Below are 25,709 nucleotides of genomic sequence, written 5' to 3' on the forward strand. Positions count from 1 at the left end.
AAACTGGTTTTGCAGGATTTTGGTAAGGTAGCGCTCAACAGTAGGCTTATCGGTAGCAATATCGAGATTTGCAGCCACAGCAGAATAGCGCCTGAGCGCAAATCAGAACAGCATAGATAAAGTGGGTTTGATTAGGGTTTGTTCAACACTCAAATATGAGGGCGGCTGCTAACGAATGATCTCTCCGGTTAGCGCATCGCATATCTGACTGGGCAAAGTATAGTGTAGCGTTTCGCCTTGTAGATAAGCCATTTGATCAGCGAATTCGTTATCTATAAAGTACGCCTGCGCCTGTGCTAACGATAGCGCAGGCGGATGCCCAGATGGATTACAGCTGGTAGAAACTATAAAGCCATAAGGATTGGTTGGCGCCACCATTTGCGCGCACAGTTGCTGGATAAGCGGATGAGCAATGACTCGTACCGCTACACTATCATGGGCACCGGTTATCCAAGAGGGGATAGGTACTGTTAGCTCCAGCGTATCAGCTAAAGGCAGTAGCCAAGTATGGGCCTGCATTTGGTTACAATGATACCAGCTATCAAGCACCGTTTGGCGCTGTTTGTCATTCAAATGCGCCAGTAATGGCTCAATGCGCTCTGCACTATCAGTGACTACAATCATACCCTTAGATTGCGTACGCTGTTTAATAGCAAGAATGCGCTCAACAGCCGCTTTATCAAAAGCATCACAACCTATCCCCCACACGCTTTCAGTTGGGTAAGCCAGCAATCGGCCCTTTTTTAGCCATGCAGCAGCTTCTTTAATAGAGTCAGTAGTAAAGGTTTGTAGGCGAGGTGCTTGAGACATAAGATAACAGCTTTGAGATGATGGAAACGATAATTACTCATTATACAGGAACAGCCAACCAGCGGGGTGGTGTCGACTTAGACAATATTAGCAATAAAAAGTAGACCTATTAAGTTTATTAGCTAAACTCGCAGATAACGCCCGCCTTGTTCACTTATAGCGCCTAATAATTCAAGCTCCATCAGCTGAGCAATCAATTGCGGGGTGGTCAATTTGGTTGCTAGCAATAAAGCATCCAAATCTTGGCCATGCCAGTCGAGCTGCTCGTAAACTACGGCCAGCTTTTGTGGGACGGTAATAATAGCTGCTGATTTTTCCTGCTTGGTTTTAACGGAATTAGTAATAGAGCGGTTGCTATTGATTTTTGATGAGGATAGCGCTGAAGAGGATAGCGGAGTGTTATCGTTAAAGGGGTTGGGCTGATGATTTGTATCGCTGCCACCAGCTGCGTCAGTCTGATTTAATCGATAGGCCAAACTATCTTTATTATGTAGCTGAACGCCTACATCATCTAAGACTTGCTGGGGATGATAAATCAGCGTTGCCCCCTCACGGATTAAGTGATGGCAACCTTCAGCATTAGTGTTGTCAATGTGGCTTGGGATAGCAAAGACTTGTTTGCCTTGCTCTGAGGTCAGCCGAGCGGTAATCAGTGAGCCGCTTTTGATAGTCGCTTCGGTAACGATAGTGGCTAGACTCAATCCAGCGACCAAACGATTACGCCGCGGAAAAGTATGTTTGTGCGGTAAAGTGTGCGGCAGTAGCTCGCTCACCAGACAGCCGCCTTGATTGATAATTTGGGTAAATAACTGGTCATGATGATTGGGATAGCAGACATCAATCCCTGTACCCATCACCCCTATAGTGCGCCCTTGATACTCGGTTTGCTCTTGAGCAAGTGCCCCTAGATGAGCACGTTTGTCTACACCCATCGCCAAGCCACTAGTAATCACGTAGCCTGCTTGTGCCAAATACTGAGCCAAATCAAAAGTAATCTTTTGCGCATGAGTCGTCGGCTTTCGGCTACCTACAATAGCTATTTGCGCTTGGTATAATAAAGCGCTATTACCGCGGCAGAATAGCAATGGCGGTGGATCATATATTTGTAATAACTGCGTAGGATATTGATCTTGCTCAGCGAATATTAACTGATACTTTTCTGTATTTAGCGCTTGCTCAATATTATCAATACTAGCGATAGTCTGCTCAACTTGTTCATGACGTTTGAGGTGCGTTTGATGAATACCCAGCTGTTGCCAAGCGCCAACTTTGGCGTTCCATGCTTGCTGCGCACTACCAAAATGGCTAAGCAGTTTATGGTAGGCGCTCAATGAAGCATTAACTTCATACCATAGCGCTAATGTAGCGCGCTGATCATCAGATAACCTAGATATGACTGGTGTTATAGCCGCCATTAGTGGTTTGCTCGTCTTGGTTAGATTTTATACTTTTATAAATAAGGCGGTGGCAATAGCTGATCACCAACATTGATAAGTAGCTCTGAATCTAATACATAGGCATAACTTATATCTTCAAAGCTGTTAAATACCATCACCGTACCGCTAGGCTCACTAGGCAATCGTACTGAAGCGTCGTTATCGATAGTGTCTCTGACCAAGGGGCCTTTTTGATAAACGGTTAAGACATCGCCAGGTTTTGCTCCTTGATTACTTCCTAAGTTTATCGCTACTACGCTGCCTCGTGCCGCAGAACTGATTGAATCCATGACTCTGACAATCATACCGCCGCGGTTAACTGTCGCAGGGGTGGGATAGAATATAGGCGGTATTGAGTTACCAAGCTCAACAAACACCCGATCGCCCTCTCGAACCTCTTTACCGTAGCTCTCTGTCAACTGCAAACTGCTAACGCCGTTATTAGCAACATCCGTAACTAAGCCAGTGGCTACTTGCGTAACCTCTAAACCTATTACCTTTTGTGTTTTAGGATCAACATAACGCTCGCCTTCACGATAAACGCCGTAACGCTGCCCTGTAATGAGCGTAACGCCTTTAACATAAACCTTATCCCCACTAGCTGTGATTAAATTACGGTTTTTGGACGCCAATACATAAGGGGTAGTATTAAAGTCAGCAGGATTAACGATGAGGGTTTTATCTAACCAATGTCTGATTGCCGATAAAGGAATAGCTGGGACACTATTAGCCGTCGAGGTAACCGCCACACTACTAGCCACAAAATCACTGGTAAGCTGCTTCTCTACTCCAGCACAGCCTTCGCCAGTATCCACGCCTATCAAGGTTTTACCTTGAATAATACATAAGATAAGAATGTCATTAGGATAAATGAGATGAGGGTTTTTAATCTGCTTATTGGTAGCCCAAATCTCTTTCCAGCGCCAAGGACTTTCCAAATAGCGACCTGAGATATCCCATAAGGTATCGCCCTTTTTGACGATATAACGATTGGGCGCATCCGCTTTGATAGTAGGTGCAGGGTTATTGGCATGGGCAGTGCTCATTAGCATAACGCTACTAATAATGCTACTGAAAGCAATGATTGGCAGAGATTTTACCAAAGAGCTTAGATTTAGGCTTTTTTTCATCGTTATATCCATAAAGTGTTAAGTAAACCGCAGCTAACTATCAACAAATCGATATCAATCAGTATTCTATGATTGATAGTTATGAATGACTCCAACAACACAATCAGCAACACTTTGTTAGGGATTACTACGGTTAAATTTACAATTAGACTCACAATAGCATAGTTCTAGAAGCTTTTTTACAAAAATATAACCTTTTTAAGCAAATATTTTTATTTTAAATAGTAGAGCTGTCAATCGAGATTAACGACTATTTACTACTAATCTAATATTACAAAATAAACCCTTATTAATAGTAAGGTTTTATATACAGAATTTATCCCTAATGATATTATGGTTATTTACTTATGGATAACCATAATTGAATATATTTCGATAACTTTAGGAGATTCACTTTGGCCCACTTACACCCTTCCTATAAGCGACTTCTTGCTATCGCCATTAGCAGTAGTTTTTTGGTATTGGCGGCCTGCTCCGAGCAGCCTAATGATCCCGTTATAGGTAATATCAATACGTCTGACACTCCATCCTCCACCGCAACTGCCGAACGAGCGACTGAACAAGCTGGAAATGTAGATGGCTCAGAGGCGGCGCAAATAGCGGCGCAATCAGGCAGCACTCGTAGTGAGCCCATCCAGCCCATTGAAGTAGTAGCTGTCTCCTCACCTAAACAGGTCGATTTAGGACGGATGTTATGGTTTGATACTAGGCTGTCCAAATCCGGTGGGCTATCTTGTAATAGTTGCCACGATTTGGCCAAAGGGGGTACGGATAATATGCCAACCTCGATTGGTCATGGCTGGGCAGAAGGCCCTATTAACTCCCCTACAGTATTGAATAGCCGCTATTCTTTGGCCCAATTTTGGGATGGTCGTGCTAAAGATCTAATGGAGCAAGCAGGCGGTCCGATTGAGAACCCTATTGAGATGGCTTCTAGTCATGAGCATGTGGTCAAAGTACTTAATTCTATTCCTGAATACAAAGCTTTATTTCAAGAAGCGTTTGACGATAATAATGAAATAACGATTGAACAAATCACCAGTGCGATTGCTCAGTTTGAAGATACTTTGGTTACTCCTAACGCTCCCTTTGATAAATGGTTAAAAGGTGATGACAACGCTATAACGGCGCAAGAATTAAATGGCTACAAGATATTCAAAGAAAGCGGCTGTGTCGCTTGTCATAATGGAGTTGCTCTCGGTGGTAGCTCCTATCAAAAGTTTGGGGTTTTTGATGAATATACCACTCAAAACTTGTCAGAAGGTCGCTATGCAGTGACCGGTAAGGAACAAGATAAAGGACTGTTTAAAGTGCCAACATTACGCAATATTGAGCTGACCTATCCGTACTTCCATGATGGTCAAGTTAGCTCATTGAGCGAAGCGGTAAATATTATGGGTAAGATTCAGTTAAACCGTGACTATACGGCTGAAGAAACTGCTGATATTGTCGCTTTCTTAAAAACCTTGACGGGTGACCAGCCTAAAATAAAATATCCTACTTTACCTCCATCCAATGAGAACACCCCATTGCCTGAACCTTTTAAAAAGCAAAGCTAGGGACTGTTAAGTAAGTTTTTCGCTAACCATTAAAAAGCCCCCACTATCTATTTTTAAATAGTGGGGGCTTTTTTAATATTTATACAATGTTTCACGTGAAACAATAATTAGGATAGATTGGGCTGCACATGCTGACGAATCTGTTCGGCAACTAATTCAGCATCATTGTCCAATACTGTCACATGCTGCTCTAAATCTTCCAAGCCTTCGGTATGCGCCGGACGCTTAATATCTATTGGCCCAATAGCTTCGACGATGGTTTCGGCAAACTTCACTGGCAAGGCAGTCTCGGCACAGATAATCACCTCACCATCCAACTGTAAATCTTTGGCGACTTTAATCCCATCAGCGGTATGCGGATCCACCAATTCACCATGTTGCTCATAAAGAGACTTGATGGTTTGCAAACGGTCGCTATGAGTCGACTTACCGGCGGCAAAGCCATAATGTGAATTAACAGTTTCCATCACCTCGGACAAATCAAAGCCTTGTCCCGATTTTACGCCTTCAAATAGCTCATGTACGCGCGCTGTATCTTTATCTAGTAATAAATAAACAAAACGCTCGAAGTTCGAAGCTTTGGAGATATCCATTGATGGGCTGGAGGTCACATAAGTTTTCTCTGTTGGACGCGGCTGATAAGTGCCTTTATTGAAAAAGTCATTTAATACATCGTTCTCATTGGTCGCTACGATTAAGCGTCCAATAGGCAGACCCATCTCCCGCGCAATGTGACCCGCGCAAATATTACCAAAGTTGCCTGATGGCACACAGAAACTCACTTGCTCATCGTTGCTAGCAGTCACCGCAAAGTAGGCTTTAAAGTAATACACAATCTGCGCTAAGATGCGACCCCAATTAATGGAGTTGACCGTACCAAGACTATAAGCGGCTTTAAACTCGGCATCTTGTTGCAGTGCTTTGACGATATCTTGGCAATCATCAAACATACCCTTGATAGCGATATTATGGATATTATCGTCGGTCAAGCTATACATTTGTGCGCGCTGAAACTCGCTCATTTTTTCATGTGGCGAGAGCATAAAGACTTCGATATTATCTTTACCACGCAAAGCATATTCAGCAGCGCTACCGGTATCCCCACTAGTCGCCCCTATAATGGTAATACGCGCGCCTTTTTGCTTAAGCACATATTCAAAAGCATTGCCCAAAAACTGCATCGCTACATCTTTAAACGCCAAAGTCGGGCCATTAGATAAGCCCAAAATGTATAAATTATCTTCCAGCTTGCGTACCGGCACAATCTCTTTATCACCAAATACTTCAGTAGTATAAGTACGCTCGATGATATCTTTTAAATCAGCATAAGGAATATCGGTGGCGAAGCGCTGCATAATTGCCAATGCTAGTTCTGGATAGCTCAGCTTGCGCCATTCTGCTAAAACTGCGGTATCCACTTCTGGATAATATTCAGGTAGCATCAAGCCGCCATCGGGAGCCAGCCCCATCAATAGCACATCGCTAAAATCCATCGGCTGAGTCTGACCACGGGTACTAATATATTTCATGATTTATCCTGTTAGAGAATTGTCTTATTTATCTGTGAAATACAAAAAGGAGAAATAGCAAAAGGGTAGCATATTTTTAATGGGAAGCTCTATTAAATAAAAGGCTTATAGGTTTCTAAGGTGAGTTTTGTGGCTGTAGCTCATCTAGATAATCGCTATCAGAAAACCCCCTTTAAGGGATTTTCTTTTGCGAACCTAAAATTGCAGTGCAATTTTTTAATGGTTCTCAAGGCTAAAGCACACCTAAGGCAAAGTTAAACTTATTAATTATCAAAATTTCGTTCTGTAGGTTGGCGTGGAGCTTGCGACACCCAACTATTTAATCTGTTGGGTCTCGTACCTCGACACCAACCTACCGATAAGCCAAAGTCGTAGTCTTTATTTAATTAATATCTAGTTCTTTATCAATCACCCAAGGCAATTCAACAAAAACTTCAATTTGAATAAATTTGTCGTTATCCTGAGCCAAATACACACCTGTTCGGCAAAAACCAATTGAAAACTTATCATCTACTGGCACTGTTTCTACAGTTGAGGTGCCATCATCTAGTTGGACTCTGGAGTCTTTACCTATTAATTTACCGCAGTAAAAAAACCAACCAAAATACCAGTAGACTCCTTCATGATGTCCTATATAGCTAGCTTCATTGTCCTTAGTATAATCAATTCCTAATTGCGAAAATAAATCTTTAATTTCATTAGGATAAATAGAGTCTCCATTAGCAACAAAATTTTGGCAATTATAACATCCGCAGGCTTCCGCACTTCCTATAGGTTGTTTTGCATAAAAACGCTTTGTAGCTTCTACATCTACAATTAGAGTCCAATCTTTATAATTAATTTCTTTCATCTACTGCTTCTGTAACAACGCATAATAAAACCCATCACCACCCGCACTATCAATCGGCAAGCACTGACGACCAACTGCCTGTTCAATACCCCAATTGCACTCATCGGTAAATTCAACAGCGGTAGCATCATCATGATGTTTTAAAAAGTCTTGCATCTGCTCGACGTTTTCTTGCTTCAATATTGAGCACGTTATGTACAGTAAATAACCACCAACTTTTAATTGTGGCCATAAATTATGCAAAATATCCGCCTGCAATAATGCCGTTTGCGCGACGTCTTCTTCATTACGCAAGATACTGATATCAGGATGACGACGAATGACGCCAGTTGCCGTGCAAGGCGAGTCGAGTAAAATAGCGTCAAATACCGCTAAGTCCTCCGCGCTTTCTTTCTTATTTTGTTTGGCTTTTTGCCATCTCGTGGCATCAGCGCAGACGATATTAAGACTGATATTCTTACTGTTATTCTGTAGCTGGGATTGCTCTAAATTTAATCTTTGTAGATTTTCATGAATACGGGTAATCCGTGGCGCTTCGTTATCGATAGCGGTTAGCTGAATATTGGTGATTTTACTATCCGTATTTAAATTTGAGCCGCTATCTGAATTATTATTCAAATTGCTATGTTTCACATGAAACAATGACTGTTCGTTATCGCTAGTTAATAGCTCTAACCAATGGGCTAGCTTGCCACCCGGCGCTGCACAAGCGTCTAACAAATGCAGTTTGGACGTATTATCATTACTATCATCAGTTTCTATCTTATTAGTTAGCGCCAACTGAATCAGCGGTGCGGCAAGTTGGGCGTGCATATCTTGTACACTAACGGCACCATTGGCAAACTCGGGTAAAAAACTCACCGCCGTGCTTTGCTCCAAACGTAGTACTGGCGTTGTTATAGTGGATACAGTGGCATTAGATGCGTCAGTTGAATTAGACAGTTGCAAACCACTCGTTAACTCAACCAAATTAGCACTGATATCGGTATCTACTAAACGCTTATGATAATCCTCGGTTGAACGGACAGCAGTATTTACTCGTAAAAACATCGGTGCAGGCTGGCGCAGGCCCTGAGTTAATTCATCATACTGCTCGCTCCAGTCTTGTTTCAGCTGATAGGCCAACCAATTGGGCAGACTGTGCTTTTTGTCGCTCTTTTTGCGGAATTTGTTAGGGTTCTTGGCGACTTTACGCAAGATAGCATTGATAAGACCGGCCGCCCTTGCAAATTCAATCTCTTTTGCTGATTCAACGGTTTCATGAATCGCCGCATGGTCCGCCACTTCCAAATAAAGCAGCTGTGCCAATCCCACTTGAATGATGGTGCGCACTTCTATCTCATCGATAGGATTGTCCGCCAAGCTATCAAGCAGTCTCGCTAGGGCGTACCACTGGCGCAGAGTGGTCAAAAGCAGCGCATGGGCAAAGCCTTTGTCGCCTTCGTGCAAGCTGTTTAGTAGGGGGTCAAGGACGCTAGATAACGACTGACCTTGCTGAATAGCTAGTAAGGTACGAATCACGCGCACTCGTACGCTACCGGTCATTTTAAGGTTGCTTGAGGGCTTGTTCTTATTGCTTTTGTGGTTATTAGACGCTGTTGCGCTGTTTTTCATATTGATTGGTTTCCGATACGCCTTGCAGCGTCTGTATGGATTGATTTGGCTTCGTTTCTGAGAATACTGTTTTTAGAATTACTATTAGCCAGGCTCGCTAGTAAACTTATCACCATCATCAAGCTGATTACCATGACAAACCTGTTCGGCGCTCACCGGCTTGCCACCTGCAAATTGCAATTGAGTTATCCGTAAAGTACTGGCCTCAGTATAAATATGAGTGTCGCTATTATCGGCCTTGCCACAAGCGACAAGAATCGCCTTGCGTCCAACGCTGATGACGGTGCCAGCAGGTTTGACGGTTGGCTGGGTCTCATTAACCGGCATACTGGCTAAAACCTTGACTCGTTGACCATCCAAAAAGGTATAAGCACCCGGCCATGGATTCAAACCACGAATTTGACGTTCAATGACTGCAGCGGGCTGCGTCCAATCAATCTCGCCTTCGGATTTTACCAACTTTTCAGCATAATTAGCTTCATGGTTATTTTGCTTAACCGCCTTTGCTTGATAGCTGGGCAAATCTTGCAGTACCGTAGCGATGGCTGATGCGCCCAGATCGGCAAGCTTATCGTGTAAACTGGCGGCAGTATCGTCACTCTCAATAGCACATTTAACTTTATAAAGCATATCGCCAGTATCCAGCCCTTTATCCATCTGCATAATGGTAATGCCGGTCTCAGTATCACCAGCGAGCAGCGCACGATGAATAGGCGCCGCTCCACGCCAGCGCGGCAATAGTGAGGCGTGAATATTTAAGCAGCCATGTGTAGGTATGTTTAACACTCCAATCGGCAAAATCAGCCCGTAAGCAGCGACAATCATCACATCAGGATGGTAGGTACGTAAGGTTTGCCGCGCTGCAATGCCCTCAGTGCTCGACTTTTTGAAAGTAGCGGGCTGCTCAACAGGGATAGCAGCGTTGAGTGCGACCTGCTTGACTGCGGAGGCGGTTAGCTTTTGACCACGACCGGCCTTGCGATCAGGCTGGCTATAAACGGCGACAATCTCTATATTGAGCGCCTCTTGCTGCTCAATGAGCGCTTCAAGCGCCGTAGCAGCAAATTCGGGTGTACCAGCAAATACTACGCGCAATGCCTGAGATGGGACGGTATTAGATAAGTTTTTTGCGGTATTATTCATAGCAGGACTCAAAATCGTGGCAGCGTGTTTTATTTTAATAAGGGTTAATAATTATCTTACTGTTAGCCTATTATAAGTGAGTTTGTAAAGTAGTGCTATGGCTGTCCTGTTTAGGTTAACCATAGCTAATACAGAATTAGTAGCGTCAATACTGCTAAGATTTTATATAAAGCCATGTATTTTTAGTTTTTTAGCTACTATAATAATTATATTTATAGAGGTATCTCTAGCTACTTATATCCATGATAATAAGATAAGATTACCTTATAAAAACATCAAAAATTTATATCTTCTACCCTATACCTCATAGCGTATGGATATAGGACTATACTTGCATGCAACAGTTTCAGTCATTAATACGTTTGCTCTTCTTTTATACATTGACGTTACTGATCATGTTGTTCCTATACTATTCTATGCTATTTAATGAGCTTAAAAATCATAGCCAACATCATACGGTTATGATTTTTGAATCACTGCAACACGAGATTACGGAGCATATAACGCCGAGCAATGATGAGCTTGAAGAGATATTAACCAAGCCATTTATGCAAGATGTCAGTTATCAGTTGATTCTGATGTTACCTTCTGGACAGACTTATATCCATCGCCATACCCAACCTTATGAAGCGACCTTTAATACCGTTGCCTTTCCTACATTATCCTTACCTTCTAGTAATATCAGTGCTTACGAGATAAATAGCCGCAACCTTAAAGGGGTTATTAAATTAGAGAGCGGTCATCAATTATACGTAGTGCTACGCCATCAAACGACTCCTATAAACTGGATATCTTACCAATATTGGCTCCCGGTTATGACCGCTATATTTTTGTTTATACTCGCTTTACTGTATATGCTTAAACGCCGGACAAACTGGGAACAGCTGCTACAATATACTGAGCAATTAACCACTTCATCTAAAAAAACATACGCCCCTTTACCTCTAACCAAAGAAAACGCCACCTCTGAGTTTATGCGCTTAGGCCACGCCTTGAGCCGAGTAAGCTATCAGCTGCACTATGACTATCGGCGAGTACAAACGCTAATGCATCGACTAGAACGGCTGGTAGATCAGTCGCCTCTACCGATGTTAATGGTTATGCGTCAGGGCCAGGTCAGTTTTTTTAATAAGCGCTTTGAGCAAGTCTTTGCTACTTCCTTTCAAAAGGGCAATCAATATCTATTGACTGATTTTGTTATGGGTAGTGATAAGTCAACCCAGCAGCTACTACAAAACCTATCCACACAGCGTGTAACCCGCACTTTATTGGTAAAAAACATTGTAAACCAGCAAACCTATCAGCTCCATATGACCCCTTGGTTCGGTGAGCATGGTCAGGTTCATGGCTTTACGGTTTTAATCAATAATATAGATGAGTTTAGGCGTCAAATCGATACTATGCAGCTACAGATTCATGGCTTACAAATGCAGATTAATGAGTTTGCTAAGCTGAGATCTATTATCGGCCATGAGCTTCGCACTCCACTGAACGCTATCATAGGTACACTTGATCTTATAGAGCCGCATACCTCATTTACAGAACAACAAGAGTTAATAACTACGCTAAAACAGTCCAGTTATTCGATGTTAACTATGCTGAATGACATGTTGGATATGGCGAAAATAGAAGCCGGCAAAACCTCTATTGCTAATGAGTCAGCAGATATTTATAAAATTACTCAGCAAGTCAGTGACTTAATGGTCGGTAGCGCCCGCAGGCATGAGATTGAGCTATTATACTTTTTCACCCCTGATTGTCCTCGTTATATCACTACCGATGCCAATAGATTACGTCAAATCCTACTTAATTTGATGGATAATGCGATTAAGTTTACTCACTCAGGCTATGTGGCACTATTGATTGAACCGGTCTCTAAAAACAATGTCGAGCACCAATGGATCCGTTTTAAAATTAAAGATACGGGCATCGGTATCGATAAAAATGAGCAGCAGCATTTATTTTCTTATTTCAATCAGGCTAACGCTCAAATAGGTAAAAACTTCGGTGGAACCGGGCTTGGATTGGCTATTTCTAATAGTTTTGCACAGCTATTAGGCGGTTTTATTGAGCTTGAAAGTGACGGTCATACAGGCAGTACATTTAGTCTTTATTTACCGTGCCGCCAGCCCATTTATCAGCCGGTATATCATTTCCGCGATAGTTTGGCGCGCCTTCATCTGACTGCAATACTATACAATACTTTGTGTGTAGGATTCTTCGAGCAACTGTGCTCTTACCTATCGATCAGTGCCAATATTTATCATGCTAACGATATGCCACCTATTGAACAGATTAAAGCTGAGCTAACAAATTCTGCTGGAAAACTGGTGCCTGTATTACTAATAGACCAAAAGTATCATGATAATATCACTCAGAGTAATGACAATAATGCGCACGCCTTTGATGACTTATTAACCTCGTCGACGGTCCCTAAGTTATTACTGAGTATGAAAACTGAACGCAGTATTCCTTTTACTTTCTTAAAGCATTTTGATGGGTTTTTGAATAAACCTTTAGATGTTACTTTACTATTATCAGAGCTGATACGTCTAACTCAGCCCTTAAATGCAGTAGAGGAAGATAAAAGTAGCGCTATCGATGAGGAAGATAGAGTAGAGCACAATAAAATAGAATCAACTCCCCAAAATCATGCTGAATCATTAACTGTAAAACCTTTAGTGTTAATCGTCGACGATAATAAAACCAATCAAACCATTACCAGCAAGCTCCTTAGCAAGCTTGGCTATCCGAGTATAGTGGCTAATGATGGTCAGCAGGCTCTAGAGAAGCTAAAGTTGCAACGGGCACAGATTGCACTTATTTTGATGGATTATCGGATGCCAGTAATGGATGGCTTACAAGCTACTAAAATCATTCGAGCGCAAGGCGATGATATTCCTATTGTGGCTCTTACAGCGAATAATACAGCAGAAGATTACGACGCTGGTATGGCTGCCGGTATGAATACCTTTTTAGAAAAACCTATCAATAAAGACCAGTTAGGTAGGATTTTGCAGCAGTTTATGACTTATAACTAGCCTCTGTATCAGCAGCACGCAAGGAAAATTGATACCAATAACGCATTTGAATTTATGACAACTTTATTTTCAACTGTCTATATAACCTTTATTTCATAAAGCCATTTTCTGCCAAAAAGCTCTCGGTAATAGCGCTCGATGGTGAAGAGCTGTTCATAGTAGTATTTGAAGTTTTGGTTAATAAACGCTCTAAATAACGCGCCACGATATCCACCTCGACATTGACTTTGTCGCCCACCAACCAATGCTGTGCAATATTAGTTACTTTTGCCGTATGAGGGATAATATTTAGACTGACAATATTGTCACGTACCAAGTTCGTAGTCAGGCTGATGCCATCGAGAGTAATTGAGCCCTTGGTCGCCGTATAGTGCGCCAACTCTTTTGGTATCTCAATTTCAATATAAATAGAGCGGGCATCTTGTTGCAACTTGCTGACTACCCCTACACCATCAACGTGACCGGCAACGATGTGCCCACCAAAACGAGTGGTTGGCAGCATGGCTTTTTCTAAATTTACGATATGACCCGGTTTCAAACTCTCTAATGCGGTACGAGCAATAGTTTCACGTGAAACATCGACTGCATAATAGTTATCGCCCATATCTACTACCGTCAAACAAATACCATTTGATGCAATAGAATCTCCTAGTTTGACATCACTGAAGTCTAAATCATCAGACTCAATAACTAAGCGAATATCACCGCCGACAGGCTGCATCGATTTAACTTTACCTACGCTTTCAATAATTCCAGTAAACATATAACCTCTTCTTATTATTCAAATTAGTTTAGATCTCGGTAAGTTACCAGCCTATCTACATTTATAACTATTTGCGGATAAGCTGTGGATAAGTTGATAGCTATCATAGCATTTTAACTCAAATATACCTATTAACCCAAAGTTATCCACAATCTGTGCATTTTTCGGTTTACGCTACCAATATAACCTATAGGACCTTGAAAACCTTGACACGCATAGCTTTCAGAAAATTTATAGCAAAGAACTAAGACTTATGGTTTCATGTGAAACAAAGTTATACACAGTTTCATGTGAAACATCGTACCTAGAACCCGACTTATCCACATTTGATCCTCTTTTGAGCACCATTGTGGATAAATAGCTTTGGTGACACCATTGTTCGTTGATTTATAAAGGTAGTAAAATCAGCTTAAGGTCATTACCTATTCGCTCATGAGCCTGATAATCAAAGCGTAACTGCTCAGCCAGTGATAATGGATTAAAGTCGACCATTGCACGAGCATCACTACCTAGTAAGCAAGGCGCTTGGTAAACGATAAGCTCATCAACCAATTGTTGACTTAAAAAACTACCAGCCACACTCGCTCCCGCTTCTACCAATACCTCATAACAATGATACTCACTGACCAACGTTTTCAATAACTCAAGTAAATTATCATCACGCCAATAGTAAGTCTCTGGCTGTCTACACAAGTGATAATCTGCTTGAGCATCATACGCTAAACGTTCGCGCCTATCGAGAATGACTACCATAGGCGCTGGAACTTGCTCAGCGGCGACGCCCAAACTCTTGGATCGAACATTTAGCTGAGGATTATCGGCAATCACAGTTTGACTACCAGTAATAATCGCCCCACTTCGAGCGCGTAGCTTTTGCACATCTTCGCGAGCGGCAGCGCCTGTAATCCATTTTGACTCACCACTTGCCATCGCCGTACGGCCATCAAGACTGGTGGCGATTTTCAAGCGCACATAAGGCATTTGCGTGCGCATCGCTTTTAAAAAGCCACGATTTAATGCCTCTGCCTGTTCAGTTAATACACCTACTCTAACTTCAATATTTGCTCGTTCTAACAATGCCACACCCCGTCCTGCCACTTGAGGATTGGGATCGAGTCCAGCGATAACCACCCGCTTAATCCCCGCCTCTATCAGAGCTTTAGCACATGGCGGTGTCCGTCCGGTATGACTACAAGGCTCCAAGGTCACATAAGCGGTCGCGCCGACTGCTTGCGTGCCTGCATCACGTAGCGCAAATACTTCAGCATGCGGCTGACCTGCTTGGGGATGAAAGCCTTGGCCAACCATCACGCCTGCTTGCACGATAACGCAGCCTACTGCTGGATTAGGTCTGGCCGTATACTGTCCACGCTCAGCTTGCCCGATCGCTAGCATCATAAAATAATTATCTTGAGCATGTTGGGCGTTTTGGGAATAGTTAGAATGGGACATAGTAGGCTCTTAAGGGCTTATAATTATTTACTAATAGTTATGACTGGCTATGGCTAATAGGTATTTACGGCTATTTATAACCTAACTGTCTTTTTTATCCGTAGGCCGAATATTAGCAATCTCTTGATGAAAGGCATCTATATCTTGGAAGTCGCGATAGACGCTGGCGAAACGTACGTAAGCCACGTCATCGAGGGTTTTGAGCTCACTCATGATAATCTCACCCAAAACCTTGCTGCTGATTTCACGCTCGCCCATTTGTCGAACTCGCTTTTCAATTCGACTGATCATCGCTTCTTGCTCATCGATGGTGATAGGCCGCTTTTGCAGGGGTAGTAAAATCGATCGGCGCAGCTTTTCATTGTCATAAGGCTCAATTTTGCCGCTTGATTTAATGATACGTGGCATCACCACTTCCACCATCTCAAAGGTGGTAAAGCGCTCTTGGCAGCTGCTACAGATCCGGCGGCGGCGGACTTGCGCTCCTTCTGCTGCTAAGCGTGAATCTATTACTTTAGTCTCAAAGGCATTACAATAGGGACAATGCATTGCTTTTTCCTTTTATGAATAGCCTACTATTTATGTGCAATTAAACTATTTACCAATACAAAAACTACCGAATATTTTACCTAATAAATCATCAGCGCTAAATTCACCAGTAATCTCGCCTAAGCTCAGCTGGGCTTGACGTAAGCTTTCAGCAACCAGTTCACCGGCTTGAAAGACGATCAATTGCTCATGGGCTTCTGCTAAATAATCAGCGGTACGTCTTAGCGCATCAATATGACGAGTACGGGCAATTAGGCTATTCTCAGGAGGATGAAAACCGACTTTATCGCACAAGGTTTGTATCAACGCCTCAATACCAAAACCTGTTTCACATGAAACATTGACCTGCTCGTAATAGCTATCATTATGCTGGATTTTTGTGATAGCGCTAATGTCATTAGTGATTAATAAGTCGCTCTTGTTAGCGATAATTAATAATCGTTGGGCGTCCGGTAATTCGCCAAACAGCTGTTCTACAAGCTGTAACGGAGTACTTTCTTCTTCAAGGTCACGGGTAACATCATAGACTAATAGTAGTATATCAGCCTGAGTAATGGCTTTACGCGCCCGTTCGATACCAATACGTTCGACTGTATCCTCGGTATCTCGTAATCCTGCAGTGTCGGTTAGATGCAAGGTTAAACCGTTTAACACTACCGTTTCTTGGAGAGTATCGCGAGTGGTTCCAGCAACCTCAGTCACGATGGCACGCTCTTGCCCCGCTAGGCGATTAAGTAAGCTTGATTTACCTGCATTAGGTCTACCTGCTAATACCACGTGAATACCGTCACGTAGCAACTGACCTTGCTTGGCGGTTGCCAGTACCGTCTGTATTTGTGCTTGGGTTTGCTCAAGCTTCTCTTGTATAACGCCATCGGACAAGAAATCCACGTCTTCTTCATCAGGAAAATCTATCGCCGCTTCCACATGCAAACGCAGATGAATAAGCTGTTCTAATAAGTGATTAATCTTTTGTGAGAACTCGCCGCTCAAGGAGCGAATCGCACTGCTAGCAGCAGCGGCGCTGGTTGCATCAATAGCATCTGCGATGGCTTCAGCTTGCAGTAAATCTAATTTATCATTATCAAAAGCTCGGTAAGAGAACTCTCCTGCCTGCGCTTGCTGAGCGCCCAACTCAAACACCCTTGCTAACAATTGATTCTGCAATATCATCCCACCGTGGCCTTGCAGCTCAATCACATCCTCGCCGGTAAAAGAGTGCGGCGCTTTAAAATACAGCACCAATCCTTCATCGATAACCGTGCCATCCTGCTGATAAAAACGACAAAAGCTCGCCATGCGCGGAGTAAAGCTAGACTTCCCAGTTAACTGCCGAGCCATAGTATAAGCTTTTGGCCCCGACAGACGTATCACACCTACGCCGCCACGGCCAAGCGGCGTGGCAATCGCAGCAATCGTAGAGCTACTAGCTATTACAGACGACTCAAAAGAATCCTTAGGTGATAATACTACGTTGGAATCCACACTTACTCTCATTGGCTAAAAACTCCATTATAGACGGCTGGGCTGAGCCTGACAAAATAAACTTTAAGGTTATATATAAAAAAACCACCGCTAGAGCGATGGTTTTTTTAGCAAAAGCAGAAGACTAACCAAGCACTTTAACCGTGCGTTTCTTTTGTTCTTCTTCGACTTTCTTATTCACAATATATTGATGAGTCATGCTAAATAAGTTGTTCACTGTCCAATACAGCACCAAACCTGCGGGGAAGAACAGCATGAAAGCGGTAAAGATAATCGGTAAAAACTTCATAACTTTTGCTTGCATGGGATCAGCGGGCTGCGGGTTTAACTGCTGCTGGATAAACATCGATGCACCCATCAGTAGCGGCAGAATGAACCAAGGATCCATCGCAGACAAATCCTGAATCCATAAAATCCATGGCGCATGACGAAGCTCAACACTCTCGACTAGTACCCAGTATAAGGCTAAGAAGATAGGCATCTGCATCAATATCGGCAGACAACCCGCCATGGGGTTAACCTTCTCTTCTTTGTAAATGCTCATCATCTCTTGCGACATCTTCATCCGATCGTCGCCATGCTCTTCTTTTAATGCTGCCAATCTAGGTGCGATAGCCCGCATTTTTGCCATTGAATAGTAACTCTTATTAGAGAACCACATTAAGGCAAATTTGACTAGAATCGTCAAAGCAATAATAGACCAACCCCAGTTACCAATAATATTATGAATACCATCAAGTATCGCAAATAATATTTTTGATATCGGCCACAACAAACCATAATCAACGGTCTGATTTAGACCCACTGCTACATCCTTAAGCTCAGACTGTACTTTAGGCCCACTATATAACGTTGCATTTAAAGTTACTTGCTTATTGGTAGCCACATTAATCGGTTGGCTGTTAAACCCAATAAAATAATCACTACCAGTTTCACGGCTAAAGAAATTAGCGGTAAAGTTATCCGGCGTCCAAGCAGAAACGAAGTAATGCTGTACGATCCCGACCCAGCCTTTATCGCTAGTCACATTTAATTCGCCATCACTAAACTTACCGAACTTGAGCTTATTATAAGGATCGTCAGGCGTACCCCAAGCACCGCCAAGATAAGTGGCCATACTGAGCGCCCCTTTATCCGACATGCCCGGATCTTTACTGTCGTCACGCTTTAGTTGTGCAAACAGTTGACCTTGCCAGGGCTCAGCAGAAGTATTTTGGATCTTATAGCTAACATCGATCGGATATTCACCGCGGGTAAAGGTGAAGGTTTTGGTGATTTTTACGCCATCTTTTTGATAGGTAAGGGGTACCGATAATAACGGTTGACCTTCTTCCATAACGTAATTATTAGTCGTATAGCTATAATTAGCTCGACCTTCGGCGGTATCAATACCATCTTTGCCAATCAGACCTGATTGAGCCACGTAGACACGATTGCTATTATTTTCCAGCAATACAAAAGGCTCATCACTATCTAGCGTCGCATCGTACTCTTTTAGAGCTGAATAAACGATATCACCGCCTTCTGGATTAATTTTCACATTATAGCGATCAGTCGTAACCGTAATAAGCCCTGTCTCTTTAGCTGGTGCCGTAGTGGCTCCTACACTAGCTTCGGTAGGTAGCGTCTGCACTGGAATGTCACCAGCAGCACCCGAAGTGGAGGGGATATCAGCGCCTACCGAGGTTACCGTTTCTGGCACCGGATCGACGACGGGTACATCGGCATAATCATCTCGCCATGCCAAAATTAGCAGATAAGCGGTGATTAGCATCGCAATGATGATCATCACCCGAAATATCTTTTGCATAAACCTTTCCTAAATTAAAAATAGGGTATAAAAAATTAGGGCATGTGCCACGACTACAGATCGCAGTTGCCTGTATATATACGAAGCTATCTATAGAGCTATATATAAAAATAACCACAATAGGGGCAGTCATTTACATAAAATGTGCATCATTTTACTAAAAAAATGGTCTAAATGATACCAACAGTGTTGATAAGCTGTGGATAACTCATTATAAACTATGGAACTTATTTTATTCTCATTAAATAGTTCAGGCGAGCAACATAACTGTAGCGATCACGATAAACCCCTATTCCTTGGGCTTTGTGATCTAAAGGAAGCGTAGAGGGGAAATACTGATAATTATAAGAAGCTAATGGGAGGGGTACAAAATCGATGCCATGCCCTCCTAAGGGGTGACAACGTCCAATACGTTTTAATAGTAGCCAACTCCCTGACCAAACACCGTGCCATGCTAACGCTTGCTCACCATATTGTGAACAGGTTGGATAGTATCTGCAGCGCGCAGGAATAATTGGACTAATTATTTTCTTATAAAATAAAATAATATTAATAAATAATAAATAAAATATTTTATTTATTCTATTAATTAAATAATCCATTTTAATTTTTTCTATTTTTTTAAAATATTATTTATTTCTTTTTTTATATCTTTTTTATCTAATTCATTAATTGATTTTTTTACTATAAAAACAATATCCTTATTTTTTAAATCCAAAGCCTTTAAACGAAAGCTTTCACGTATTTGCCTTTTCACTAAGTTTCGCGCCACAGCAGTGGGCACTTTTCGCTTGGTAATCGCCATTCCAACCCTTGCTTGCTGCTGATTATTAGAGCGTACAAAGGCCATCAGATGACTTTGATGTATCTTACGCTCAGGAGCATCAAAAACCTCTCTGAAGGCTGCTGGGGTGAGCAGACGCTGCTCTTTAGTGAAGCGGCAAGTGGTTGGGACTGGTGGAATAGTGTTAGACATAGTGCAACCTAGATGAATGCTAAGAAAAGCGCTAGTATAATATAGTTGATCCTAAATAAAATCGGCACACTCGGTGATCTGTATTGCTGGTATCAACTTTAAAGTGTGTTAACTATAATACAAAATACTGAGACAAAAAAAAGCGCCGATATGGGCGCTTTTAAAATATGGTATAAGTGAAAGTCACGTTCAATTCGTGTTGTTCCCCATAAAATAAATATAGGTCATCAACAAACACTATCAACCATAGGCATCGACTGTAACGATTAAACCGTTAGACGATGACGGCCTTTAGCGCGGCGACGTGCTAAAACTTGACGACCTTTTTTCGTTGCCATACGAGCACGGAAACCGTGAGTACGCTTACGCTTGATCACGCTTGGTTGGAATGTACGTTTCATAACTCACCTATCAAATAATGGACTAAATTCACAATAGCGCAGGATTATACCACTGCATTATATCATGGTCAATCATCTAATTGATTGTTTTATTCTAACTATGATTGACTAGTCCTAGTTATCGGCTTTATTCCTAGGGTTTATCAAGCTTGATTATTGAGCTTTTAGTGTCTTGTTTGAAAAGTTATCCACAGAATTCATCGAACTCTATAATAACTAATTAATTAATATATATAAGTATTGTTGTTATTGGGGCCCTTATTATCTGTGGTTAAGTCGATTTTATCTTTTATTATCAATAGATTAGCCTATGGGTAACCCTGTGGATAAGCTGTGGGTAGAATATGGATAACTTCGAGGTTCAACTTATCCACAAAACTATCCACAGTCTTATCCACAAAAAACAGGATGTTATCCACAGGCTATTTGTGTTAGATTAGCACCTATTCGATATGCTAATGCATTAGTGGTTTGGACAGCTAAATCTCTCTTGTTATTTACAGAATACCTGTATAAAAAGCGCCGGTATAAACCACTCCTACAAATTAACTATTTTAAATTTAAGGCCATTAGTTCCATGATAGACACCGTTACCCTATGGGATAAATGTTTAGATGATCTACGCTATCATGTCAAAGATAACGTGTTCACCATGTGGCTGAGACCGCTATCAGTACATCAAGAATCAAGTACCTTGGTTATTCGAGCACCTAACGATTATTTTGTTTCTTATATCAAAAAGAATCATTTAGACGATATCCAGCAGTTGGTTGCTAAGCACAGTCAAGATAGTATTGAAGATGTCATTGTGCGTGTTGATAATGCTGGGCACACTACTTCTACTGACAACTTAGAGCTAAGTAACAACTCTCAGTCTTCGGGGCTGCTCTTTGAGAATAATTCAAACTCAACAGCGGCGAACCCCTCCCCTACCCTAGCTTCTCAAAATAATAAAACAGATCGCCTGAGTGTAGATAATGATATCAATAGACAGCATGCCAATCTTATTGATGCTACTGATGCTAAGTCTCTTAGCTACCTCAATCCTGATTTTACCTTTGAAACCTTTGTTACTGGTAAGTCCAACAGCCTTGCTTACAAGGCTTGTTATGAGCTCAGTAAACGTCAGTCAAAGAATCGTCACAATCCTTTATTTATTTATGGGCCTTCAGGTTTGGGAAAAACCCATTTAATGCATTCTGTAGCAGATCGCTATTTAAAAAATAATAGAAGTTTTTATTATTTCACTTCTGAGAAATTTATTAATCAATTAGTTTATTCTTTAAGAAATAATAAAATAGAAGATTTTAAAAAGAAAATAAAAAAAGTTGATTTGTTGATTGTAGATGATATTCATGTTTTGGCTGGTAAGACTAAAAGTAGTAATGAGTTTTTGACTTTATTTGCCGATTTTACTAGTGGGGATAAACAACTGATATTGGCATCTGATCGTCATCCCTCACAGATGACTGAATTTGATGAGCGTTTTCGCTCAAGGTTTTCTTGGGGGTTGACGGTGGCAGTCGAGCCTCCTGAGATTGATACTCGAGTGCAGATTTTACAAAAAAAGGCGGCGTCCTCGGGTATGACGTTACCTAAAGAGTGCGCTTTATTTATTGCGCAAAATGTAGTCTCTAATGTCAGGCGTTTAGAAGGTGCTTTAAACCAAGTTTTTGCTAATGCTAATCTGACTGGTGCGCCCATTACCCTTGAGATGGTGCAATATGCTTTAAAAGATATCGTTGCTATGCGGGTGCAGGCAGTAAATATGGATAATATTCGTAAAGTGGTGGCCGAATATTATGATGTTTCCGTCAAAGACTTGATGGGGCGCAAGCGTACCCGCAGCATTGCTAGGCCGCGTCAGGTTGCCATGGCATTATCACGAGAGTTGACCGGCGACAGTTACCCTGATATTGGCCAGTCATTTGGTGGTCGTGACCATACCACCGTTATGCATGGCTGCGATAAAGTGGCACAGCTGCGCGCAACTGATCCTGCTTTTGATAAAGATTACAAAGCGTTGGCAATGATGTTACAAGCAGGTTAAAGTAGATAGGTTTAACAGTGTTTCGCTAAGGTTTTAGTCCGATGTTTTAGTTGGCCAATATGGTTTATAATGGTTAAAAATAAGTAGCTATGTTTATAGTGTATATAGTTATGGGTGGTATATAGCCTTGGTTGATATTAAATAAAAAAATGAGCGATTACCCTCAATCGAGCGTTAGAAACAATTAGGCGTTGAAAATTGGCGCCAAAAGATGATCCCCTAGTTTTTTGGACAAGATCTTTGAATCAGCATTCCTAAAATAAGAGTAACTGAGTATGCAATTATCGATTAATCGAGAGTCGTTATTAAAAGCCATTAATTTGATCGCCAAAGCTGCTGATAAAAGGCACAATATGGTGATTTTGGGTAATATCAAACTACAGTTGTCTGAATCAGAGCTTATTTTAACCGCTTCTGATTTGGAGGTGGAGTTGACTTCAACTCTCAAGTTACCGGCAGGGGCTTGTATTGAGGCTGGTGCGACGACTTTACCTGCGACTAAGCTCAGGGATATCTGTAAATCACTGCCGGCGCAAGCGCAAGTCAATCTGACCACTCAAGAAAATGAGCGCTGCTTATTAACCAGTGGTAAGAGCCGCTTTACCTTGGGCACCCTGCCTAGCGAGGACTATCCTAGCTTGGGTAATCCGGAGAACATCACCCCGATAGTGATTAGCCGTAGCCGTCTAAGCGATCTGATTCATAAAACTCAGTTCGCTATGGCGATTCAAGACGTACGCTACTATTTGACTGGGATGCTGTTTGATGTCTCAGAGCAGCAGCTGACTACGGTGGCTACTGATGGACACCGTTTGGCTTTAGCTCGAAGTGTGGTTGAGGTTAATAGTGATCTAAACATGCAAGCTATTCTGCCGCGTAAGGCGGTGATTGAGCTTGAACGACTGGCTTCTGAGCTTGGCAAAATGCTTGGAGAGCAAGATAATGCGGTTACTTTAAGTTTTGGTCGCGAGTTCTTGCAAGTCAGCTTACCCTTTGGTGATGTTGATAGTGCAGGGCAGGTGAGCACGGACTTGATGGTTACCTTTACCGCTCGTTTGATCGATGGTAAGTTTCCAGACTATCGCCGAGTAATGCCTAGTAATACTGATAAACTAGCGCTATTAAGCCAAGATAAATTAAGTGATGTACTGCGCCGAGTGGCAATTTTGAGTAATGAAAAATCGCGCGGGGTAGTGTTCAATTTTGCTAGCGACGGTATGGTAGAAGTACGGGCTAATAATGCCGAGCAAGATGAAGCGGTGGAGATGCTGCAAGCTAAATATCAAGGCGATCCTATGGAGTTATCCTTCAACGCCGCTTATCTACAAGACGTACTGAGTGTTATCCAAGGTGACGTACAGATGCATATGAGTCAATCGAATGCGTCTGTATTGGTCAATCAGCTTAATGATAATTTGCATCAATATGTGATCATGCCGATGCGTATATAGTTGACTCACTATTTAGTATCAATTATACGGTGTAATACCAACAATAGCATTGGATAATCAGTAATCTAAAAAGATAGACGCTGATGCGGGAGTTAATAAAATGGGCGGTTATCAGCATTATGATTGAACGTCTCCAAGTCTCGCATCTGCGTAACCTTAATCAGTTAACTCTACAGACAGCGGCCTGTAATGTCATTATCGGTGCTAACGGTAGTGGTAAAACATCCTTGCTTGAAGCTATATTTTTGTTGTCACGGGGCAAAAGTTTTCGTCATCATCAGCCCAAGCGCTATATTCAGCACCATCAACCCGCCACTACCGTCCATGCCATACTATCTGACGACCGCACCATAGCTATCCAAAAACAAACGGATGCCGCTACTATTCTACGGCTCAATCAAACTACTGTTTATAATCAAAGTATCCTTACCGAACAGCTGCCAACCTTGCTAATCGACCCTTCTACTATGGATATGTTAGAGCAGGGGAGTGCCAGTCGGCGTCAATTGCTAGACTGGCTAGTGTTTCACATGAAACAAGGCTTTCATCCTCAATGGGTCTCTTATCAGCGTTTATTAAAGCAGCGCAATAGTCTACTTAAACAGACCAACAGCTTAAATAAAAGCCAGCTTGCCGAGTTAAGAGCGTGGGATAAAGGGCTGGCCAATCATGCAGCTCTTATTCATCATTACCGAGAGCAAGTATTTGAAGCATGGCAGCCTTATTTTGCTAAAAGTAGTGTACAGTTGCTACCCACTTACGCTGAGCAACTAAGCCTAAGTTATAATCCTGGCTATGATGCCAGCAGACCTTTAGATGAACAGCTTTATGAGCGTTTGAATCAGGATTTACAGCTGGGTTATACTCGTATTGGCAGCCACCGAGCTGATGTTCATGTGCACTGGCGCTCAAGCAGTGATAGCGAGGGTCCGATAACTTCAACGGATACTGGGGTAAAGCTACCCGCTCTAAAAGAGCAAGCCGCCAATATCTTGTCCCGTGGAGAAAAGAAGCTGTTAATTACCGCATTACGTTTATCGCAGTTGCCTTTATTGCTTGAGAGCGATATTGGAAACCCAATGTTATCTAATGCAGCTCCAGACGCAAAAGCGACTCCTGTAGTGCTACTAGATGACATCACTGCAGAGCTTGATGATAGAGCCATAGATATTCTGTTATCAACCTTAGCCAAGCTGCCCTGCCAAGTATTTATAACCAGTTTAACCGAAGACGTTCTGCCATTAATTAATAAGTACTGGTCAATTTCTACAGTGTTTCACATGAAACAAGGTGAGATTTTTGTATAAGGCCGCAACAGTCTTTTACGGAAGCTGCTTGAGCGGTTTCTTGCTATGCGCTTTAAATAGAATCAGCTATAAAATAAGTGCTGTAGCCCCTTAAATTTACTGACTTTCACAGCATTTATTATCAAACCATTTATTATCCTGTATGACTCGAAGAGTTGTCATAAAACCGCCAGTAAACAGTGACTTACGGCCAAAAAAATGTTAAAATAAGGCTTTATTTATGTCCTGTTTTCAGCAAGTTATCTAATAACTGTAGGTTTCTATTAACAACGCTCATAGAGCTTTAAGTGTTTGATAGTATTAAGTTTTATTTAGCAATTATCTAATGGTTATCATTTGTACTAACTTTAGAG

20 protein-coding genes are annotated in these 25,709 nt (G+C 42.0%); 5 read left to right on the forward strand and 15 right to left on the reverse strand.

Going from position 1 to position 25,709, the window contains the following annotated elements; all coding sequences use genetic code 11:
* Positions 1 to 168: 168 nt before the first annotated feature.
* The 3 genes from JMX18_RS09820 to JMX18_RS09830 all read right to left on the reverse strand — a co-directional run bounded on the left by JMX18_RS09820 (position 169) and on the right by JMX18_RS09830 (position 3,298).
* Positions 169 to 810, reverse strand: coding sequence for an L-threonylcarbamoyladenylate synthase (locus JMX18_RS09820; protein ID WP_201587332.1), 642 nt, complete (start codon positions 808 to 810; stop codon positions 169 to 171).
* Between the two features lie 122 nt (positions 811 to 932).
* The gene (gene dprA / locus JMX18_RS09825; RefSeq protein ID WP_201587338.1) at positions 933 to 2,225 is read right to left on the reverse strand and encodes a DNA-processing protein DprA; all 1,293 of its coding nucleotides are present in this window, start codon (positions 2,223 to 2,225) and stop codon (positions 933 to 935) included.
* 35 nt (positions 2,226 to 2,260) lie between these two features.
* Positions 2,261 to 3,298: a LysM peptidoglycan-binding domain-containing protein gene (locus JMX18_RS09830; protein WP_455237863.1), complete on the reverse strand. Its 1,038-nt coding sequence runs from the start codon at positions 3,296 to 3,298 to the stop codon at positions 2,261 to 2,263.
* Positions 3,299 to 3,771: 473 nt separating this feature from the next.
* Between JMX18_RS09830 and JMX18_RS09835 the strand changes: the two genes are divergently transcribed.
* Positions 3,772 to 4,935: a cytochrome-c peroxidase gene (locus tag JMX18_RS09835; RefSeq protein ID WP_265088824.1), complete on the forward strand. Its 1,164-nt coding sequence runs from the start codon at positions 3,772 to 3,774 to the stop codon at positions 4,933 to 4,935.
* 107 nt (positions 4,936 to 5,042) lie between these two features.
* On the opposite strand, the gene thrC is transcribed toward JMX18_RS09835, so the two are convergent.
* From thrC to fmt, 4 genes are all read right to left on the reverse strand, one after another.
* Positions 5,043 to 6,464 (reverse strand): threonine synthase, encoded by a 1,422-nt coding sequence (thrC, locus tag JMX18_RS09840; RefSeq protein WP_201587343.1) that lies wholly within the window; start codon positions 6,462 to 6,464, stop codon positions 5,043 to 5,045.
* 382 nt (positions 6,465 to 6,846) lie between these two features.
* Complete coding sequence (locus JMX18_RS09845; protein ID WP_201587345.1) at positions 6,847 to 7,314, reverse strand: hypothetical protein; 468 nt, start codon at positions 7,312 to 7,314, stop codon at positions 6,847 to 6,849.
* Entirely contained in the window at positions 7,315 to 8,928 is a 1,614-nt protein-coding gene (locus tag JMX18_RS09850; RefSeq protein WP_201587347.1) for a transcription antitermination factor NusB, read from the reverse strand.
* A gap of 84 nt (positions 8,929 to 9,012) precedes the next feature.
* Positions 9,013 to 10,071, reverse strand: a complete 1,059-nt coding sequence (fmt, locus tag JMX18_RS09855; protein WP_201587351.1) for a methionyl-tRNA formyltransferase — start codon at positions 10,069 to 10,071, stop codon at positions 9,013 to 9,015.
* A 335-nt stretch (positions 10,072 to 10,406) separates the two neighbouring features.
* On the opposite strand from fmt, the gene JMX18_RS09860 reads away from it, so the two are divergent.
* A complete protein-coding gene (locus JMX18_RS09860; RefSeq protein WP_201587358.1) occupies positions 10,407 to 13,112 on the forward strand; it encodes a hybrid sensor histidine kinase/response regulator in 2,706 nt (901 codons plus the stop codon).
* 88 nt (positions 13,113 to 13,200) lie between these two features.
* Here the strand turns inward: JMX18_RS09860 and JMX18_RS09865 are convergent, their stop codons facing one another.
* The 8 genes from JMX18_RS09865 to rpmH form a co-directional block, all read right to left on the reverse strand.
* Positions 13,201 to 13,875 carry a riboflavin synthase gene (locus JMX18_RS09865; protein ID WP_201587360.1) on the reverse strand — a complete coding sequence of 225 codons (675 nt, stop codon included), beginning with the start codon at positions 13,873 to 13,875 and terminating at the stop codon, positions 13,201 to 13,203.
* Positions 13,876 to 14,262: 387 nt separating this feature from the next.
* A complete protein-coding gene (gene ribD, locus JMX18_RS09870; RefSeq protein ID WP_201587362.1) occupies positions 14,263 to 15,327 on the reverse strand; it encodes a bifunctional diaminohydroxyphosphoribosylaminopyrimidine deaminase/5-amino-6-(5-phosphoribosylamino)uracil reductase RibD in 1,065 nt (354 codons plus the stop codon).
* Between the two features lie 81 nt (positions 15,328 to 15,408).
* Positions 15,409 to 15,876 carry a transcriptional regulator NrdR gene (gene nrdR / locus JMX18_RS09875; protein WP_201587371.1) on the reverse strand — a complete coding sequence of 156 codons (468 nt, stop codon included), beginning with the start codon at positions 15,874 to 15,876 and terminating at the stop codon, positions 15,409 to 15,411.
* 45 nt (positions 15,877 to 15,921) lie between these two features.
* Positions 15,922 to 17,373: a tRNA uridine-5-carboxymethylaminomethyl(34) synthesis GTPase MnmE gene (gene mnmE, locus JMX18_RS09880; RefSeq protein ID WP_201587372.1), complete on the reverse strand. Its 1,452-nt coding sequence runs from the start codon at positions 17,371 to 17,373 to the stop codon at positions 15,922 to 15,924.
* A 112-nt stretch (positions 17,374 to 17,485) separates the two neighbouring features.
* Positions 17,486 to 19,171: a membrane protein insertase YidC gene (gene yidC / locus JMX18_RS09885; protein ID WP_201587374.1), complete on the reverse strand. Its 1,686-nt coding sequence runs from the start codon at positions 19,169 to 19,171 to the stop codon at positions 17,486 to 17,488.
* 227 nt (positions 19,172 to 19,398) lie between these two features.
* Positions 19,399 to 19,773, reverse strand: coding sequence for a membrane protein insertion efficiency factor YidD (gene yidD, locus JMX18_RS09890; protein WP_201587376.1), 375 nt, complete (start codon positions 19,771 to 19,773; stop codon positions 19,399 to 19,401).
* A gap of 11 nt (positions 19,774 to 19,784) precedes the next feature.
* A complete protein-coding gene (gene rnpA, locus JMX18_RS09895; RefSeq protein WP_201587378.1) occupies positions 19,785 to 20,147 on the reverse strand; it encodes a ribonuclease P protein component in 363 nt (120 codons plus the stop codon).
* A 266-nt stretch (positions 20,148 to 20,413) separates the two neighbouring features.
* The gene (gene rpmH / locus JMX18_RS09900) at positions 20,414 to 20,548 is read right to left on the reverse strand and encodes a 50S ribosomal protein L34 (protein WP_007394757.1); all 135 of its coding nucleotides are present in this window, start codon (positions 20,546 to 20,548) and stop codon (positions 20,414 to 20,416) included.
* Positions 20,549 to 21,125: 577 nt separating this feature from the next.
* Between rpmH and dnaA the strand changes: the two genes are divergently transcribed.
* From dnaA to recF, 3 genes are all read left to right on the forward strand, one after another.
* Positions 21,126 to 22,598, forward strand: coding sequence for a chromosomal replication initiator protein DnaA (gene dnaA / locus JMX18_RS09905; protein WP_201587380.1), 1,473 nt, complete (start codon positions 21,126 to 21,128; stop codon positions 22,596 to 22,598).
* Between the two features lie 275 nt (positions 22,599 to 22,873).
* Positions 22,874 to 24,049, forward strand: a complete 1,176-nt coding sequence (gene dnaN / locus JMX18_RS09910) for a DNA polymerase III subunit beta (RefSeq protein WP_201587384.1) — start codon at positions 22,874 to 22,876, stop codon at positions 24,047 to 24,049.
* A gap of 119 nt (positions 24,050 to 24,168) precedes the next feature.
* Positions 24,169 to 25,356: a DNA replication/repair protein RecF gene (gene recF / locus JMX18_RS09915; protein ID WP_201588313.1), complete on the forward strand. Its 1,188-nt coding sequence runs from the start codon at positions 24,169 to 24,171 to the stop codon at positions 25,354 to 25,356.
* Positions 25,357 to 25,709: the final 353 nt, after the last annotated feature.

It is taken from the genome of Psychrobacter jeotgali, assembly GCF_904846315.1.
GTDB classification, from domain to species: domain Bacteria; phylum Pseudomonadota; class Gammaproteobacteria; order Pseudomonadales; family Moraxellaceae; genus Psychrobacter; species Psychrobacter jeotgali.